The organism is Pseudomonas sp. SMN11 (assembly GCF_052041945.1).
Lineage (GTDB): Bacteria > Pseudomonadota > Gammaproteobacteria > Pseudomonadales > Pseudomonadaceae > Aquipseudomonas.
Genome location: NZ_JBKGGW010000011.1, coordinates 28951 through 44492 on the forward strand (window position 1 = coordinate 28951; position 15542 = coordinate 44492).

At 61.9% G+C, this 15542-nt stretch carries 13 protein-coding genes; 10 read left to right on the forward strand and 3 right to left on the reverse strand.

All coding sequences use genetic code 11. The annotated features are described in order from the left end of the window. Positions 1–33 precede the first annotated feature (33 nt). The 3 genes from ACLEJU_RS12325 to ACLEJU_RS12335 are packed head-to-tail and all read right to left on the reverse strand — an operon-like array spanning position 34 to position 2487. Positions 34–798 (reverse strand): TerB family tellurite resistance protein, encoded by a 765-nt coding sequence (locus tag ACLEJU_RS12325; protein WP_435422684.1) that lies wholly within the window; start codon positions 796–798, stop codon positions 34–36. A gap of 1 nt (position 799) precedes the next feature. Next, positions 800–1471: an N-acetylmuramate alpha-1-phosphate uridylyltransferase MurU gene (murU, locus tag ACLEJU_RS12330; protein WP_435422683.1), complete on the reverse strand. Its 672-nt coding sequence runs from the start codon at positions 1469–1471 to the stop codon at positions 800–802. Further along, entirely contained in the window at positions 1468–2487 is a 1020-nt protein-coding gene (locus tag ACLEJU_RS12335) for an aminoglycoside phosphotransferase family protein (protein ID WP_435422682.1), read from the reverse strand. The genes murU and ACLEJU_RS12335 overlap by 4 nt, the downstream gene beginning before the upstream one ends. A gap of 130 nt (positions 2488–2617) precedes the next feature. Between ACLEJU_RS12335 and ACLEJU_RS12340 the strand changes: the two genes are divergently transcribed. The 10 genes from ACLEJU_RS12340 to ACLEJU_RS12385 all read left to right on the forward strand — a co-directional run bounded on the left by ACLEJU_RS12340 (position 2618) and on the right by ACLEJU_RS12385 (position 15506). Next, positions 2618–5458 carry an LPS-assembly protein LptD gene (locus ACLEJU_RS12340; protein ID WP_435422681.1) on the forward strand — a complete coding sequence of 947 codons (2841 nt, stop codon included), beginning with the start codon at positions 2618–2620 and terminating at the stop codon, positions 5456–5458. Next, entirely contained in the window at positions 5439–6758 is a 1320-nt protein-coding gene (locus tag ACLEJU_RS12345) for a peptidylprolyl isomerase (RefSeq protein WP_435422680.1), read from the forward strand. Before ACLEJU_RS12340 ends, ACLEJU_RS12345 begins: the two co-directional genes overlap by 20 nt. Continuing rightward, a complete protein-coding gene (pdxA, locus tag ACLEJU_RS12350) occupies positions 6755–7744 on the forward strand; it encodes a 4-hydroxythreonine-4-phosphate dehydrogenase PdxA (RefSeq protein WP_435422679.1) in 990 nt (329 codons plus the stop codon). Before ACLEJU_RS12345 ends, pdxA begins: the two co-directional genes overlap by 4 nt. Further along, the gene (gene rsmA, locus ACLEJU_RS12355; protein ID WP_422764553.1) at positions 7741–8541 is read left to right on the forward strand and encodes a 16S rRNA (adenine(1518)-N(6)/adenine(1519)-N(6))-dimethyltransferase RsmA; all 801 of its coding nucleotides are present in this window, start codon (positions 7741–7743) and stop codon (positions 8539–8541) included. The genes pdxA and rsmA overlap by 4 nt, the downstream gene beginning before the upstream one ends. 189 nt (positions 8542–8730) lie before the next feature. After that, on the forward strand, positions 8731–9111 hold the full coding sequence (gene apaG, locus ACLEJU_RS12360; protein WP_027917463.1) for a Co2+/Mg2+ efflux protein ApaG: 381 nt from the start codon (positions 8731–8733) through the stop codon (positions 9109–9111). Beyond that, positions 9111–9977 carry a symmetrical bis(5'-nucleosyl)-tetraphosphatase gene (locus tag ACLEJU_RS12365; protein ID WP_435422678.1) on the forward strand — a complete coding sequence of 289 codons (867 nt, stop codon included), beginning with the start codon at positions 9111–9113 and terminating at the stop codon, positions 9975–9977. Before apaG ends, ACLEJU_RS12365 begins: the two co-directional genes overlap by 1 nt. A gap of 14 nt (positions 9978–9991) precedes the next feature. Next, the gene (gene glpE / locus ACLEJU_RS12370; RefSeq protein ID WP_435422677.1) at positions 9992–10321 is read left to right on the forward strand and encodes a thiosulfate sulfurtransferase GlpE; all 330 of its coding nucleotides are present in this window, start codon (positions 9992–9994) and stop codon (positions 10319–10321) included. 284 nt (positions 10322–10605) lie between these two features. Next, entirely contained in the window at positions 10606–12528 is a 1923-nt protein-coding gene (locus ACLEJU_RS12375; RefSeq protein ID WP_085676236.1) for a PrkA family serine protein kinase, read from the forward strand. A 141-nt stretch (positions 12529–12669) separates the two neighbouring features. Continuing rightward, a complete protein-coding gene (locus ACLEJU_RS12380) occupies positions 12670–13941 on the forward strand; it encodes a YeaH/YhbH family protein (protein WP_103448722.1) in 1272 nt (423 codons plus the stop codon). Continuing rightward, the gene (locus tag ACLEJU_RS12385; protein WP_435422676.1) at positions 13938–15506 is read left to right on the forward strand and encodes a SpoVR family protein; all 1569 of its coding nucleotides are present in this window, start codon (positions 13938–13940) and stop codon (positions 15504–15506) included. Before ACLEJU_RS12380 ends, ACLEJU_RS12385 begins: the two co-directional genes overlap by 4 nt. Positions 15507–15542 lie beyond the last annotated feature (36 nt).

The following is a 15542-nucleotide window of genomic DNA, read 5'->3' on the forward strand; positions in this document are numbered from 1 at the left end:
TTTCAGGTTGTCAGGGGCGCCAAGCGCCCCCTTCTAGAACCCACCCCGCTTGCGAACGATCGCATAGGCCTGGTGCAGTTCGCGGGTCCGCTCGGTCGCTTCGCGCACTTGCGCCTCGCTTGCCCCGCTGCCCGCCAGTTTGTCCGGATGATGCTTGCTGACCAGGCGCCGGTATGCCTGCTTGACTTGGTCCCCCTCGGTGCCAGCCTCAACACCCAGCAAGCGCAGCGCTGCAGCGTAGTTCATCACGCCGCCTGACACCGGCGCCTTGCGCGGCTCGTACTCCAGTGACATCGCCTGCACCTGACGCCGGCTAAGGCCCAGCTTGTGCCCCCATTCCAGCAGCAGTTCACGCTCGCGCCGACCAGCCTTGCCGTCGGCCCAGGCCATGCGCCAGCAGGCACGCAAGGTGCCCTCGGCGGCATGCGGCTGCAGGCGGATACGGCGCAGGTGACCGGAGAGCCGGTCCTTGCCAGCCTTGCCCCGGTTGAACGCGGCTATCGCCCGCAAACGCGCAGCTTCGGCCATGTCCAGGCGGACCATTTCCTGCCGCGCCTGCTGGATGTGCTGCTCGGCCACACGGCCATCGCTCTTGGCCAGCCGCCCGAGCAAGACGAACAGCAATTCATCGTCCTGCAAGACTGGGCGACCGCCCAGGCGCTCGCACATGTCGTCCCAGCCCTGCAAGCGAATGCGTCGGTCCATCGCCTGGCCCAACAAGGCACCGAGCAACGCACCAGGGATGCTGGCGACCGCAAAGCCTGCGCCCAGCCCGATTACCGTGCCTGGCCACCACATGTCAGGCGCGCTCGCCGATCAAGCGCTCGGCCTCGGCCAGGCGCTCGAGGGTGCCGACATCCACCCACTTGCCGCGGAAATGCTCACCGCTCACCTGGCCAGACGCCATCGCCTGGCGCAGCAACGGCGCCAGCTTGAACGCGCCTGCCTGGCAGCCTTCGAACAAGGCCGGGTGGAGCACCGAGAGGCCACTGAAGGTCAGCGTACCGGGGGCGTCGTCACCATCGATTACCCGATCTTCGCTCAAGCGGAAGTCGCCACGCCCGTGATGGCCGGGATTGTCGACCAGCACCAGATGCGCCAGCCCGCGCAACGGAGCGCGCAGGAGGCTGAGGTCATAGTCGGTCCAGACATCACCGTTGATCAGGGCGAACGGTTCATTCCCCAGCAATGGCAGGGCCTTGAAGATGCCACCGCCGGTTTCCAGCGGCTCACCTTCGGCCGAGTAACGGATGCGCAGGCCGAACCGGCTGCCATCGCCCAGATAGTCCTCGATCTGCTGGCCAAGCCAGGCGTGGTTGATCACCACCTCGGTAAACCCGGCCGCCGCCAGCGCGCGCAAGTGATACTCGATCAGTGGCTGACCTGCGACTGGCACCAGCGGTTTGGGGGTATGCAGGGTCAGCGGGCGCATGCGCTCGCCTTTGCCTGCTGCAAGAATCATCGCCTTCATGCACGCGCTCCGGCTTGCAACTCGGCGATCAGCTGGCCCAGTTCGGCAAGCTCCGGGCGACGGCTGACCACTTCATCTATATAGGCGAAGAATCGCGGGACGTCGGCCAGATAACGCGGTTTTCCGTCACGATGGCAGATTCGCGCGAAGATACCGATCACCTTCAGGTGGCGCTGCACGCCCATCAGGTCGCTGGCACGCTGGAAATCGTCGAATACCGGCTGCACCGGGATGCCCGCGGCCTGCGCCTGCTCCCAGTAGTTGCGCAGCCAGCCTTCGACCTGCGCCTGCGGCCAGCTGAGGAACGCATCCTTGAACAGGCAGGTGATGTCGTAGGTGACTGGGCCGTAGACCGCGTCCTGGAAGTCCAGTACACCTGGGTTCGGGGCGCTCTGCATCAGGTTGCGCGGCATGTAGTCACGGTGCACCAGCACCTTGGGCTGGGCCAGGGCGCTGTCGATCAGCAGTTGGCTGATACGCTGCCAGCAGGCTTTCTGCGCTTCAGTGAAGGCCAGGCCGAGTTCACGGCCTACGTACCACTCCGGGAACAGCTCGACTTCACGGCGCAGCAGGGCGTCGTCGTAGCTGGGCAACTGCGCGTCCATCGGCAGGCGCTGGAAGGCCAGCAGAGCCTCGATGGCATCCGCGAACAGTGCATCGGCGTTGTCGGCCTGAATGATGTCCAGGTATGTCTGGTGGCCCAGATCGCCCAGCAGCAGGAAGCCACGTTCCAGGTCTTGTGCATGAATCTGCGGCACATGCACGCCTGCGCTAGCCAGCAGATGGTCAATGGCGACGAATGGTCGGCAGTTTTCCTGTGGCGGTGGCGCGTCCATGATCACGAAGCTGTGGCCTGCGCCCTGCCAGCGGAAGTAGCGGCGGAAGCTGGCATCGCTGCTGGCGGCGGTCAGGTTGCCCTCGGGCACCTCGCCCCAGGCGTTGTCGCGGAAAAGCTGATCGAGCTGCTCATGGAGCCAGACAGTCAGTTGTTGCAGGCGTACATCGTGTTCAGGCATTACAAGGGTCTCCGACGGCCCTAGCCGTCAAGCGGGTCATGCTTTATTATCCAGCATCTTTTTCAGACCATCGAGAGGCGTGCGGCCCCACACGCGGGCAGATGGCACGCAGGAAGCCCGGACTAATAAGATGGCATTGAAATCCCCCGCGTTTCGTAGAAAGTTTCCGTTGCTGGTGACCGGCGGTCTGCTGGCCATGCAACCTTTGGCCACTACCTATGTGGTGGCTGCCGAGCAGTTCGACTGCCAAGTGTCCGCCTCCGGTGGTTGGGACTGCAAGCCCAAGACCCCAGCCAACAACCTGCCTCCGCGCCCGGTGCATGAAGGCGCCGCGCTCACGTCGGGCACCGAAGCCGAGCCGACCGAGTCCGCTGACAAGCCGATGCTGGTCACCGAGGCCAAGGGCCGTGGCCTGAAGTCGCGCAGCGAAGACTACAGCCACCTCGACTGGGTTCCACGCGAGAAGCTCACTGCAGCCCAGCTGGCCGAAACCGGCCCGTACTGCGGTGGCGCGTACATCGAGCCCACTCGCCCAGGCATGGCCGACTCCACGCCCAAGGACGAGTCGCCGACCTACATCAACGCCAAGGTCTCCAAGTACCAGCAGGAGCAGCAGATCGCTACCCTCGCCGGTGACGTGGTCATGCGCCAGGGCAGCATGCAGGCCGAAGCCGACGAGGCCAACCTCTACCAGGCCGAGAACCGTGGCGAGCTCAAGGGCAACGTCAAGATCCGCGACAATGGCTCGCTGGTCGTCGGTGACCAGGCACAGATTCAGCTCGATACCGGGGAAGCCCAGGTCGACAACGCCGAATACGTGATGCACAAGTCGCACATCCGCGGCAACGCCCTGTACGCCAAGCGTGGCGAAAACGCCATCATCCGTCTCAAGGACGGTACGTACACCACTTGCGAACCGGGCAGCAACGCCTGGCAGCTGAAGGGCAACAACATCACCCTGAACCCGGCGACCGGTTTCGGTACCGCGACCAACGTCACCCTGCGGGTCAAAGATTTCCCGGTGCTCTACACACCGTACATCTACTTCCCGATCGACGACCGTCGCCAGTCCGGCTTCCTGCCGCCGTCGTTCAGCAGCACCAGCGACACCGGCTTCATGCTGGTCACGCCTTACTACTTCAACCTGGCGCCCAACTATGACGCCACGTTGTACCCGCGCTACATGACCAAGCGCGGCCTGCTGATGGAAGGCGAGTTCCGCTACCTGACCAAGTCCAGCGAAGGCCAGTTCGGCGGCGGCTACCTCAACGACGAGGACGACGACCGCAAGCTGCAGACGGACTACAAGAAAGAACGCTGGATGATCAACTGGCAGCACAAAGGTGGCCTGGACGAGCGCCTGATGACTGAAGTTGACTACACCGACATCAGCGATCCGTTCTACTTCCAGGACCTTGAAACCGACCAGATCGGCGTCAAGAGCCGGGACGTGGTCAACCAGCAAGGTGCCCTGACCTGGCGTGGCGACAGTTATACCGCCCGCCTGAATGCGCAGGCGTACGAGATGGCGACCCTGTCGCAGATCACCCCGTACGACAAGCTGCCGCAGATCACCTTCGATGGCATGCTGCCTTACCATCCAGGCGGGTTCGACTTCAGCTATCAGACCGAGGCCGTGCGCTTTGATCGTGATCTGAAGGATGACCTTGTATTTGACAAGGACGGCAACCCAGACACCACTGCCGGCGTCGTTACCGACTCCTTTGGGAATATTGTTGGTGGGCGTCGACTGGATCAAAATATCTTCGGTATCCAGCGCGCCAACGGTACCCGCCTGAATGTCGCACCGGCTATCAGCCTGCCGATGACTGCCAGCTACGGCTATATCACGCCGAAGCTGAAGTACATGTACACCCACTACGACCTGGATCTGGATGGCAAAGGGAAAAGTGACATTGCCGCTCTTGCTGCCTCGAACCCGGCAGCACTGGACGTACAAGGTGATTTCTCAAGCACCCAGAACCGCGACGTGCCGATCTTCAGCGTCGACAGCGGCCTGTACTTCGACCGCAACACTTCGCTGTTCGGTACCAATTACCGCCAGACCCTCGAACCGCGCATGTTCTACCTCTACGTCCCGTACAAGGACCAGACGGACATCCCGCTGTTCGACTCGGGTGAAAACCTGTTCAGCTACGACTCGCTGTTCCGCGACAACCGCTTCAGCGGTACCGACCGCATCGGCGACGAGAACAAGCTGTCTCTGGGCGTGACCACTCGCTGGATCGAGGACAACGGCTTCGAGCGCCAGAACTTCAGCATCGGCCAGGCGTACTACTTCAAGGACCGCAAGGTCCAGCTGCCAGGCATCGACTACCGTACCCGCAAGGACTCGCAGTCGGATGTATCGCCGTACGCGTTGGTTTACAACTACTACTTCAACCGCGACTGGCGCTTCAACTCGGACTTCAACTGGGACCCGGACAGCCGCAGCACTCGCTCGGGCAGCGCGATGTTCCACTACCAGCCTGAAGACAACCCGAACAAGATCGTCAACGTCGGCTATCGCTACCGCAACGACACCATCGCCTACGACTCCACTACCGGTACCTGGAAAGTGGGCGGCGGCGACTATGGTACGCCGGGCGATCCGAACTACATCAAGGATTACTACAAGATCCAGCAGCACGACTTCTCGGTCATCTGGCCGGTCGTACCGCAATGGAACGTGATCGCCCGCTGGCAGCATGACTACAACCGCAACCGTACCCTGGAAGCCATGGGCGGCTTCGAGTACGACAACTGCTGCTGGAAGCTGCGCCTGATCAACCGTTACTGGGTCGACTACGACGACTTCAGCCAGGCCACGCCATCCAACGAAAAAGGCGACCACGGTATCTTCCTGCAAATCGTCCTGAAAGGCCTCGGCGGCGTAGTGGGCAACAAGGTGGAATCGTTCCTCGACCAAGGCATTCAAGGTTACCGTACACGTGAAGACCAAGCTTATTGATCGACTGCGCCCGGTGTTGCTGGGCGCTGCATTGCTGAGTGGCGCGGTGCATGCCGCGGTACAACCTCTGGACCGCGTGGTGGCCATCGTCGACAACGACGTGGTCATGCAGAGCCAACTGGACCAGCGTGTCCACGAGGTGCAGCAGACCATCGCCAAGCGCGGCGGCGGCGTGCCGCCGACCGGCGCACTGGAGCAGCAGGTACTGGAACGCCTGATCGTCGAGAACCTGCAACTGCAGATCGGCGAACGTTCGGGCATCCGCATCACCGACGAAGAGCTGAACCAGGCCATCGGCACCATTGCCCAGCGCAATGGCATGTCCCTGGACCAGTTCCGCGCCGCCCTCGCCCATGACGGCCTGTCGTTCGACGACGCCCGTGAGCAAGTCAAGCGCGAGATGATCATCAGCCGCGTGCGTCAGCGCCGCGTTGCCGAGCGCATCCAGGTTTCCGAGCAGGAAGTGAAGAACTTCCTCGCCTCGGACATGGGCAAGATGCAGATGTCGGAAGAGTATCGCCTGGCCAACATCCTCATCCCGACCCCGGAAGCCGCCAACTCGGACGACATCCAGAAAGCTGCGCGCAAGGTCGGCGACCTCTACCAACAACTGCGCCAAGGTGCCGACTTCGGCCAGGTGGCGATTGCCAACTCGGCCAGCGAAAACGCCCTTGAGGGTGGTGAAATGGGCTGGCGTAAAGCAGCCCAGCTGCCACCGGACTTCGCCAAGATGCTCAGCAGCATGGCGGTCGGCGACATCACCCAGCCAATCCGCATCCCTAACGGCTTTATCCTCCTCAAGCTGGAAGAGAAGCGCGGTGGCGGCGAGAACGTGCTGCGTGACGAAGTGCATGTCCGCCACATCCTGATCAAGCCGAGCGAAATCCGCAGCGAAGCCGCCACCAAGCAGTTGGCCGAGCGCCTGTACGACCGCATCCAGAACGGCGAGGACTTCGGCGAGCTGGCGAAGAGCTTCTCGGAAGACCCTGGTTCCGCACTCAACGGCGGCGACCTCAACTGGGTCGACCCGAACAGCCTGGTACCGGAGTTCCGCGAGCAGATGGCCAACGCCCAGCAAGGCGTGGTGACCAAACCGTTCAAGACCCAGTACGGCTGGCACGTCCTTGAAGTGCTGGGCCGCCGTGCCACCGACAGCACCGAGCAGGCGCGCGAGCAGCAGGCCATGAACGTGTTGCGCAACCGCAAGTACGACGAAGAGCTGCAGACCTGGCTGCGCCAGATCCGCGACGAAGCCTACGTTGAAATCAAGCTGCCTGGCGCTGACCAGGCCGCACAGTGAAGCCCCTGCGCTTCGCCGTCACTCCCGGCGAACCAGCCGGCATAGGCCCCGACCTGTGCCTGCTGCTCGCCGCCGACGCCCAGCCCCATCCCCTGATTGCCATCACCAGCCGTGACCTGCTCGCCGAGCGGGCCGCGCAGCTGGGGCTGGCTGTCAGCCTGCTGCCGGTAATGCCAGGCCAATGGCCCGACCAGCCTGCGCCTGCCGGCAGCCTGTATGTGTGGGATACACCCTTGGCCGCGCCAGTGGTACCTGGCCAGCTGGACAAGGCCAACGCGGCATTCGTGCTGGAAACGCTGACCCGTGCCGGCCAAGGCTGCCTTGACGGGCAATTCGCCGGGATGATCACAGCGCCGGTGCACAAGGGCGTGATCAACGAAAGCGGTATCGCCTTCTCCGGCCATACCGAATTCCTTGCCGACCTCACCAGCACCGCCCAGGTAGTGATGATGCTGGCCACCCGTGGCTTGCGTGTCGCCCTGGTGACCACGCACCTGCCGCTGCGGGACATTGCCGACGCCATCACTGCCGAGCGCGTGGAGCGGGTCACCCGCATCCTGCACGCCGACATGCGCGACAAGTTCGGCATTGCCAACCCGCGCATCCTGGTCTGCGGCCTCAACCCGCATGCCGGGGAAGGCGGCCACCTTGGCCGCGAAGAAATCGACATCATCGAGCCGACGCTGGCCCGCCTGCGTACCGAAGGCATGGACCTGCGCGGCCCGCTGCCGGCCGATACCCTGTTTACCCCAAAATATCTGGAGCACTGCGACGCGGTGCTGGCGATGTACCATGACCAGGGCCTGCCCGTACTCAAGTACAAAGGTTTTGGCGCTGCCGTCAACGTGACCCTGGGCCTGCCGATCATCCGCACATCGGTCGACCACGGCACCGCCCTGGACCTGGCCGGCAGCGGCAAGGTCGACACCGGCAGCCTGCGCGTCGCCCTGGAAACCGCCTACCAGATGGCCGAGAACCGACCATGAACGAGCAATACCAACACCGGGCGCGCAAGCGCTTCGGCCAGAACTTCCTGCACGACGCAGGCATCATCGACCGCATCCTGCGCGCTATCAACGCCAAGGCTGGCGAACACCTGCTGGAAATCGGCCCGGGCCAAGGCGCCCTGACTGAAGGCCTGCTGGGCAGTGGCGCCCAGCTGGACGTGGTGGAGCTGGACAAGGACCTGGTGCCGATCCTGCAACACAAGTTTGCCGGCCGTGGCAATTTCCGCTTGCACCAGGGCGACGCCCTGAAGTTCGACTTCAACCAGCTTGGTGTGCCGCCACGTAGCCTCAAGGTGGTCGGCAACCTGCCGTACAACATCTCCACCCCACTGATCTTCCACCTGCTCAGCCACGCCGGGCTGATCCGTGACATGCACTTCATGCTGCAAAAGGAAGTGGTCGAGCGCATGGCGGCCGGCCCAGGCGGTGGTGACTGGGGCCGCCTGTCGATCATGGTGCAGTACCACTGCCGTGTGGAGCATCTGTTCAACGTGGGCCCGGGCGCGTTCAACCCGCCGCCGAAAGTCGACTCAGCGATCGTGCGCCTGGTGCCGCACGAAGTGCTGCCCCACCCTGCCAAGGATGCACGGCTGCTGGAGCAAGTGGTGCGTGAGGCGTTCAACCAGCGCCGCAAGACCCTGCGCAACACTATGAAAGGACTGCTCGACAGCGCCGCCATCGAAGCCGCTGGCGTGGATGGCAGCCTGCGCCCTGAACAACTCGACCTGGCAGCTTTCGTGCGCCTGGCCGATCAGCTGGCCGACCAGCAAGCCTGATTCAGCCTGCATCGACCTCTTCGCGGGACAAGCCCGTTCCTACAGAAGATCGCGTTCCCCTGTAGGAGCGGGATGGCCCCGCGAAGAGGCCCGTAAAAACAACGCAACCTCCCAATCCCGCACCGCTGGCCCTCCCCCCTCCCAATGGCCTAGACTGCATTATTGCGTCAGCTCGCCCAAGGCCCTTGCATGTCCGACCCTCGCTATCAGATCGACGTCAGCGTCGTGACCCGTTACCTGAAAGACCAATCCGACCCCGAAAGCAGTCGCTTCGCCTTCGCCTATACCATCACCGTGCAAAACAATGGCTCGGTCAAAGCCAAGCTGTTGTCGCGTCACTGGCTGATCACCAACGGTGATGGCGAAGTCGAGGAAGTGCGCGGTGCCGGCGTAGTCGGCCAGCAGCCGACCATCGAGCCCGGCCAGAGCCATACCTACAGCAGCGGCGCGGTGATCAGCACACGCGTCGGCACCATGCAGGGCAGCTACGAAATGTTCGCCGAAGACGGCAAACGCTTCGAAGCCGACATCGCACCCTTCCGTCTTGCGGTCCCTGGAGCGCTGCACTGATGGCCACCTATGCCGTCGGAGACCTGCAAGGCTGCCTGGGGCCGCTCAAGTGCCTGCTCGAACGAGTCAACTTCAACCCGGCGGTCGACCGCCTGTGGCTGGTCGGTGACCTGGTCAACCGCGGCCCCGAGTCGCTGGAAACCCTGCGTTACCTCTATTCGATCCGCCAATCGCTGGTATGCGTGCTGGGCAACCATGACTTGCACCTGCTGGCCGTCTGGCACAACGTCGAGCGCCTGAAGAAAAGCGACACCCTGCGCGAGATCATCGAAGCGCCAGACGCCGATCAATTGTTCGACTGGCTTCGCCAGCAGAAGCTGCTGCATTACGACGAGCCGCGCGGCATCGCCCTGGTCCATGCCGGTATTCCGCCGCAATGGACCCTGGGCCAGGCACTGCAACTGGCCGGAGAAGTCGAACAAGTGCTGCGCGACGACAACCGCCTGCAACCCTACCTGGACGGCATGTATGGCAACGAGCCGAACAAGTGGAGCAAGAGCCTCAGCGGCGTAGAGCGCCTGCGAGTTATCACCAACTACCTCACGCGCATGCGCTTCTGCACTGCGGCAGGCAAGCTCGACCTCAAGAGCAAGGAAGGCCTGGACAGCGCGCCCAAAGGCTACAAGCCTTGGTATGCGCACAAGGACCGCCGCTCGCGCCACGTGAAGATCATCTTCGGTCACTGGGCTGCTCTCCAGGGCCGGGTCAACGAACCCGGCATCATCGCCCTCGACACCGGCTGCGTGTGGGGCGGCGCCATGACCCTGTACAACGTCGATAGCGGCGAGTACCACCGCTGCGACTGCACCGACGACGGCCATGTCCGCCCACCGCCACAAGCCACTACACTGAACGATCAACCCTGAAGAGAACCGTACCCATGAGCGAATTCAAGCGCATCCCTCCCGAGCAGGCCCTGGCCCTGCGCGAGCAAGGTGCGGTAGTCGTCGACATTCGCGACTCGCAAGCCTTTGCCGCCGGCCACATCACCGGCGCCATGCATCTGGATAACCACTCGGTCGCCGAGTTCATCCGCAATGCCGACCTGGATGCCCCGACTCTGGTGGTCTGCTACCACGGCAACTCCAGCCAGAGCGCAGCCGCCTACCTGGTCGGCCAGGGCTTCTCCGACGTGTACAGCGTCGATGGCGGCTTCGAACTGTGGCGTAACACCTACCCCGCCGAGACCGCCCAGGGCACCGCCGAATAAATTTTTTCATTTTTACTGCAGCCCGCGCCCCACGCGGGCTCGCAGCCCACCTGACGAACGGTCGTTCGCAACTTCTCCGCCGCCCGCCCTTGATCTTGCGGATAACCAACTATTCTTAAGCGCAGGCCATCCAGAAAAAGGGGAGAGCCGGTACACCGGCGTGCGGGTCATCGGTAGCGTTACAGGGTGTTCTGGGGGGTATACAGCAATCGGCGAACCCGGTTGCATGCCAGCATCAGCTGACTGATCCGGCGTCGTCTCCACGTATCGAGCGAGGTGACGTCATGAGTATTTTTAGCCACTTCCAACAACGCTTCGAGTCTACGCGCCAGGAAGAACTCTCGCTGCAGGAGTACCTCGAGCTGTGTAAAGAGGATCGCAGTGCCTACGCATCGGCGGCTGAACGGCTGTTGCTGGCCATCGGTGAGCCAGAACTGATCGACACCTCTACCAACTCCAGGCTGTCGCGAATCTTCTCCAACAAGGTCATTCGCCGGTATCCGGCCTTTGCCGACTTCCATGGCATGGAAGAGTGCATCGACCAGATCGTTTCGTACTTCCGCCATGCCGCCCAAGGCCTGGAAGAGAAGAAACAGATCCTCTATCTGCTGGGCCCGGTAGGCGGCGGTAAATCCTCGCTGGCCGAGAAACTCAAGCAGCTGATGGAAAAGGTACCTTTCTACGCCATCAAGGGCTCGCCGGTATTCGAGTCACCCTTGGGCTTGTTCAATGCCACCGAAGACGGGGCCATTCTCGAGGAAGAGTACGGCATCTCGCGGCGCTACCTGAACACCATCATGTCACCCTGGGCCACCAAGCGCCTGCAGGAATTCGGCGGTGATATCAGCAAGTTCAGGGTGGTGAAGCTGTACCCCTCGATCCTTAACCAGATCGCCATCGCCAAGACCGAGCCGGGTGACGAGAACAACCAGGACATCTCCGCCTTGGTCGGTAAAGTGGATATCCGCAAACTCGAAGAATTCCCGCAGAACGACGCCGATGCGTACAGCTACTCGGGCGCACTGTGCCGGGCCAACCAGGGCTTGATGGAGTTCGTCGAAATGTTCAAGGCGCCGATCAAGGTCCTGCACCCCTTGCTCACCGCCACCCAGGAAGGCAACTACAACAGTACCGAAGGCCTTGGGGCCATTCCCTATACCGGGATCCTGCTGGCCCACTCCAACGAATCGGAGTGGCACACCTTCCGCAACAACAAGAACAACGAGGCGTTCATCGACCGGATCTACATCGTCAAGGTGCCGTACTGCCTGCGCGTCAGCGATGAGATCAAGATCTACGACAAGCTGCTGGTCAACAGCTCGCTGGCCAAGGCCCATTGCGCGCCAGACACACTGAAGATGCTCGCCCAGTTCACCGTGCTCTCGCGCCTCAAGGAGCCGGAAAACTCCAACATCTACTCGAAGATGCGCGTCTACGACGGCGAAAATCTCAAGGACACCGACCCGAAAGCCAAGTCGATCCAGGAGTACCGCGATGCCGCGGGCGTGGACGAAGGCATGAACGGCCTGTCCACCCGCTTCGCCTTCAAGATTCTCTCCAAGGTGTTCAACTTCGACCCGCATGAAGTGGCAGCCAACCCGGTGCACCTGCTCTATGTGTTGGAACAGCAGATCGAGCAGGAACAATTCCCGGCCGAAGTGCGCGAGCGCTACCTGCGCTACCTGAAGGAGTACCTGGCGCCGCGCTATATCGAGTTCATCGGCAAGGAAATCCAGACCGCCTACCTCGAGTCCTACAGCGAATACGGCCAGAACATCTTCGACCGCTATGTGCTGTACGCCGACTTCTGGATCCAGGACCAGGAGTACCGCGACCCGGAGACCGGCGAGATCCTCAACCGCATCGCCCTCAACGAAGAGCTGGAAAAGATCGAAAAACCGGCGGGCATCAGCAATCCGAAGGACTTCCGCAACGAAATCGTCAACTTCGTGCTGCGTGCCCGTGCAAACAACAATGGCAAGAACCCGAGCTGGCTCAGCTACGAGAAGCTGCGGGTGGTGATCGAGAAGAAAATGTTCTCCAACACCGAGGACCTGCTGCCGGTCATCAGCTTCAACGCCAAGGCCAGCAAGGAGGACCAACAGAAGCACAACGACTTCGTCACGCGGATGGTGGAACGTGGCTACACCGACAAGCAGGTGCGCCTGCTGTCGGAATGGTACCTGCGGGTCAGGAAATCGCAATAAGGCGGCAAGCTACAAGCCGCACGCTCCAAGCTGCCCAGCGCCGGGCGCAAGCCCGGCGCCGTAGCTTGCAGCAGCGGTGGCTGCTCTTTCCAGCAGCCTGAAGCTTGTGGCTTGCAGCTGCTCCCAGCTACCGGAGGGACCATGAGCTACGTTATCGACCGACGCCTGAACGGCAAGAACAAGAGCACGGTCAACCGCCAGCGTTTCCTGCGGCGTTACCGTGAACACATCAAGAAGGCGGTCGAAGAGGCCGTGAGCCGCCGCTCCATCATGGACATGGAACATGGCGAACAGATCAGCATTCCGGGACGGGACATCGATGAACCCGTGCTCCACCATGGTCGTGGCGGCAAGCAGACCATCGTGCACCCAGGCAACAAGGAATTCACCGCTGGCGAGCACATCCCTCGACCGCAAGGCGGCGGAGGTGGCAGTGGTCGCGGCAAGGCCGGTAACTCCGGCGAGGGCATGGACGATTTCGTCTTCCAGATCACCCAGGAAGAGTTCCTCGAATTCATGTTCGAAGACCTCGAACTGCCCAACCTGGTCAAACGCCACCTGACCGGCGCCGACACCTTCAAGACCGTGCGAGCCGGTATCGCCAACGAAGGCAACCCGTCACGCATCAATATCGTCCGCACCCTGCGCTCGGCCCATGCCCGGCGCATTGCCCTGACCGGCAGCAGCCGTGCGCTGCTGCGCGAAGCACAGAAGGAGCTGGACCGACTGAAAGTCGAGGAACCGGACAACTTCACCGACATCCAGGAAGTCGAGCAGGAAATCGAGCGGCTGAAGGCACGTATCAACCGCCTGCCCTTCCTCGACACCTTTGACCTCAAGTACAACCTGCTGGTCAAGCAGCCCAATCCCAGTTCCAAGGCGGTGATGTTCTGCCTGATGGACGTGTCCGGCTCGATGACCCAGGCCACCAAGGACATCGCCAAACGCTTCTTCATCCTGCTGTACCTGTTCCTCAAGCGTAACTACGACCGCATTGAGGTGGTGTTCATCCGCCACCACACCAGCGCCCGCGAAGTCGACGAGGAAGAATTCTTCTACTCCCGGGAAACCGGCGGCACCATCGTTTCCAGTGCGCTGAAGATGATGCAGGAGATCATGGCCGAACGTTACCCGGCCGCCGACTGGAACATCTACGCCGCCCAGGCCTCCGACGGCGACAACTGGAACGACGACTCGCCGATCTGCCGCGAGATCCTGTCCAAGCAGATCATGCCGCATGTGCAGTACTACACTTACGTTGAGATCACCCCGCGTGAGCACCAGGCGTTGTGGTACGAGTATGAGCGAATCGGCGAAGCCTTCCCCGACACATTCGCCCAACAGCAGTTGGTATCGGCCGGCGATATCTACCCGGTCTTCCGTGAACTCTTCCAGCGCAGGTTAGCCACATGACCGCCAGAGCACAGAGACGCCAACCCATTTCCACCGGGTCCGAGTGGACGTTCGAGCTGATCCAGACCTACGACCGGGAAATCAGCCGGCTGGCCGAGCGTTACGCACTGGATACCTACCCCAACCAGATCGAGGTGATCACCGCTGAGCAGATGATGGATGCCTATGCTTCCGTCGGCATGCCGCTGGGTTATCACCACTGGTCTTACGGCAAGCAGTTCCTCAGTACCGAGAAGTCCTACAGCCGGGGCCAGATGGGCCTGGCCTACGAGATCGTGATCAACTCCGATCCGTGCATCGCCTACCTGATGGAAGAGAACACCATGTGCATGCAGGCACTGGTGATCGCCCATGCCTGCTATGGCCACAACAGTTTCTTCAAGGGCAACTACCTGTTCCGCACCTGGACCGACGCCACCTCGATCATCGACTACCTGGTGTTCGCCAAGCAGTACATTGCCCAGTGCGAGGAACGGCACGGCATCGATGCCGTGGAAGACCTGATCGACTCCTGCCACGCGCTGATGAACTACGGCGTGGATCGCTACAAGCGCCCCTATCCGATCTCCGCCGAAGAAGAACGTCGGCGTCAGAAAGACCGTGAAGAGCACCTGCAGCGGCAGATCAACGACCTCTGGCGCACGATTCCGAAGAGTGCCGAAAAAGGCGGCGAGCGCGACGATGCCCGGTTCCCATCCGAACCGCAGGAAAACATCCTCTACTTCATCGAGAAGAACGCCCCGCTGCTGGAACCCTGGCAGCGCGAAGTGGTGCGCATCGTGCGCAAGATCGCCCAGTATTTCTACCCACAACGCCAGACCCAGGTGATGAACGAAGGTTGGGCAACGTTCTGGCACTACACCCTGATGAACGATTTGTACGACGAAGGCCTGATCACTGAAGGCTTCATGATGGAGTTCTTGCAGTCACACACCAGCGTGGTGTTCCAGCCCGGTTTCGACAGCCCGTACTACAGCGGCATAAACCCCTACGCGCTGGGCTTTGCCATGTACACCGACATTCGCCGCATGTGCGAAAACCCGACCGAGGAAGATCGCCACTGGTTCCCCGACATTGCTGGCAGTGACTGGCTTTCTACCGTCAAGTTCGCCATGAGCAGCTTCAAGGACGAGAGCTTCATCCTGCAGTACCTGTCACCTAAGGTGATGCGTGACCTGAAGCTGTTCAGCATTCTCGATGACGACCAGCGCGACGACCTGCTGGTGCCGGCCATCCATGACGAGGCTGGCTACCGGATCATTCGCGAGCAACTGGCAGCCCAGTACAACCTCGGCAATCGCGAGCCCAACGTGCAAATCTGGAGCATCGACCGCCGTGGCGATCGTTCGCTGACCTTGCGTCACCAGCAGCACAACCGCAAACCGCTGGGCGATTCCACCGAGGAAGTGCTCAAGCACCTGCACCGCTTGTGGGGCTTCGATATCCATCTGGAGACCGTGCAAGGCGACCAGCTCATCAAGACCCACCACATGCCGCCGCGTGGGGAGCATGCCGAGAGCGGCGACTACGGGCGCATGGACCTCGCCGTCATCCACCACCTCTGATGCACCGCCATTGCTGCCGACAGGGTATCCTGTGGG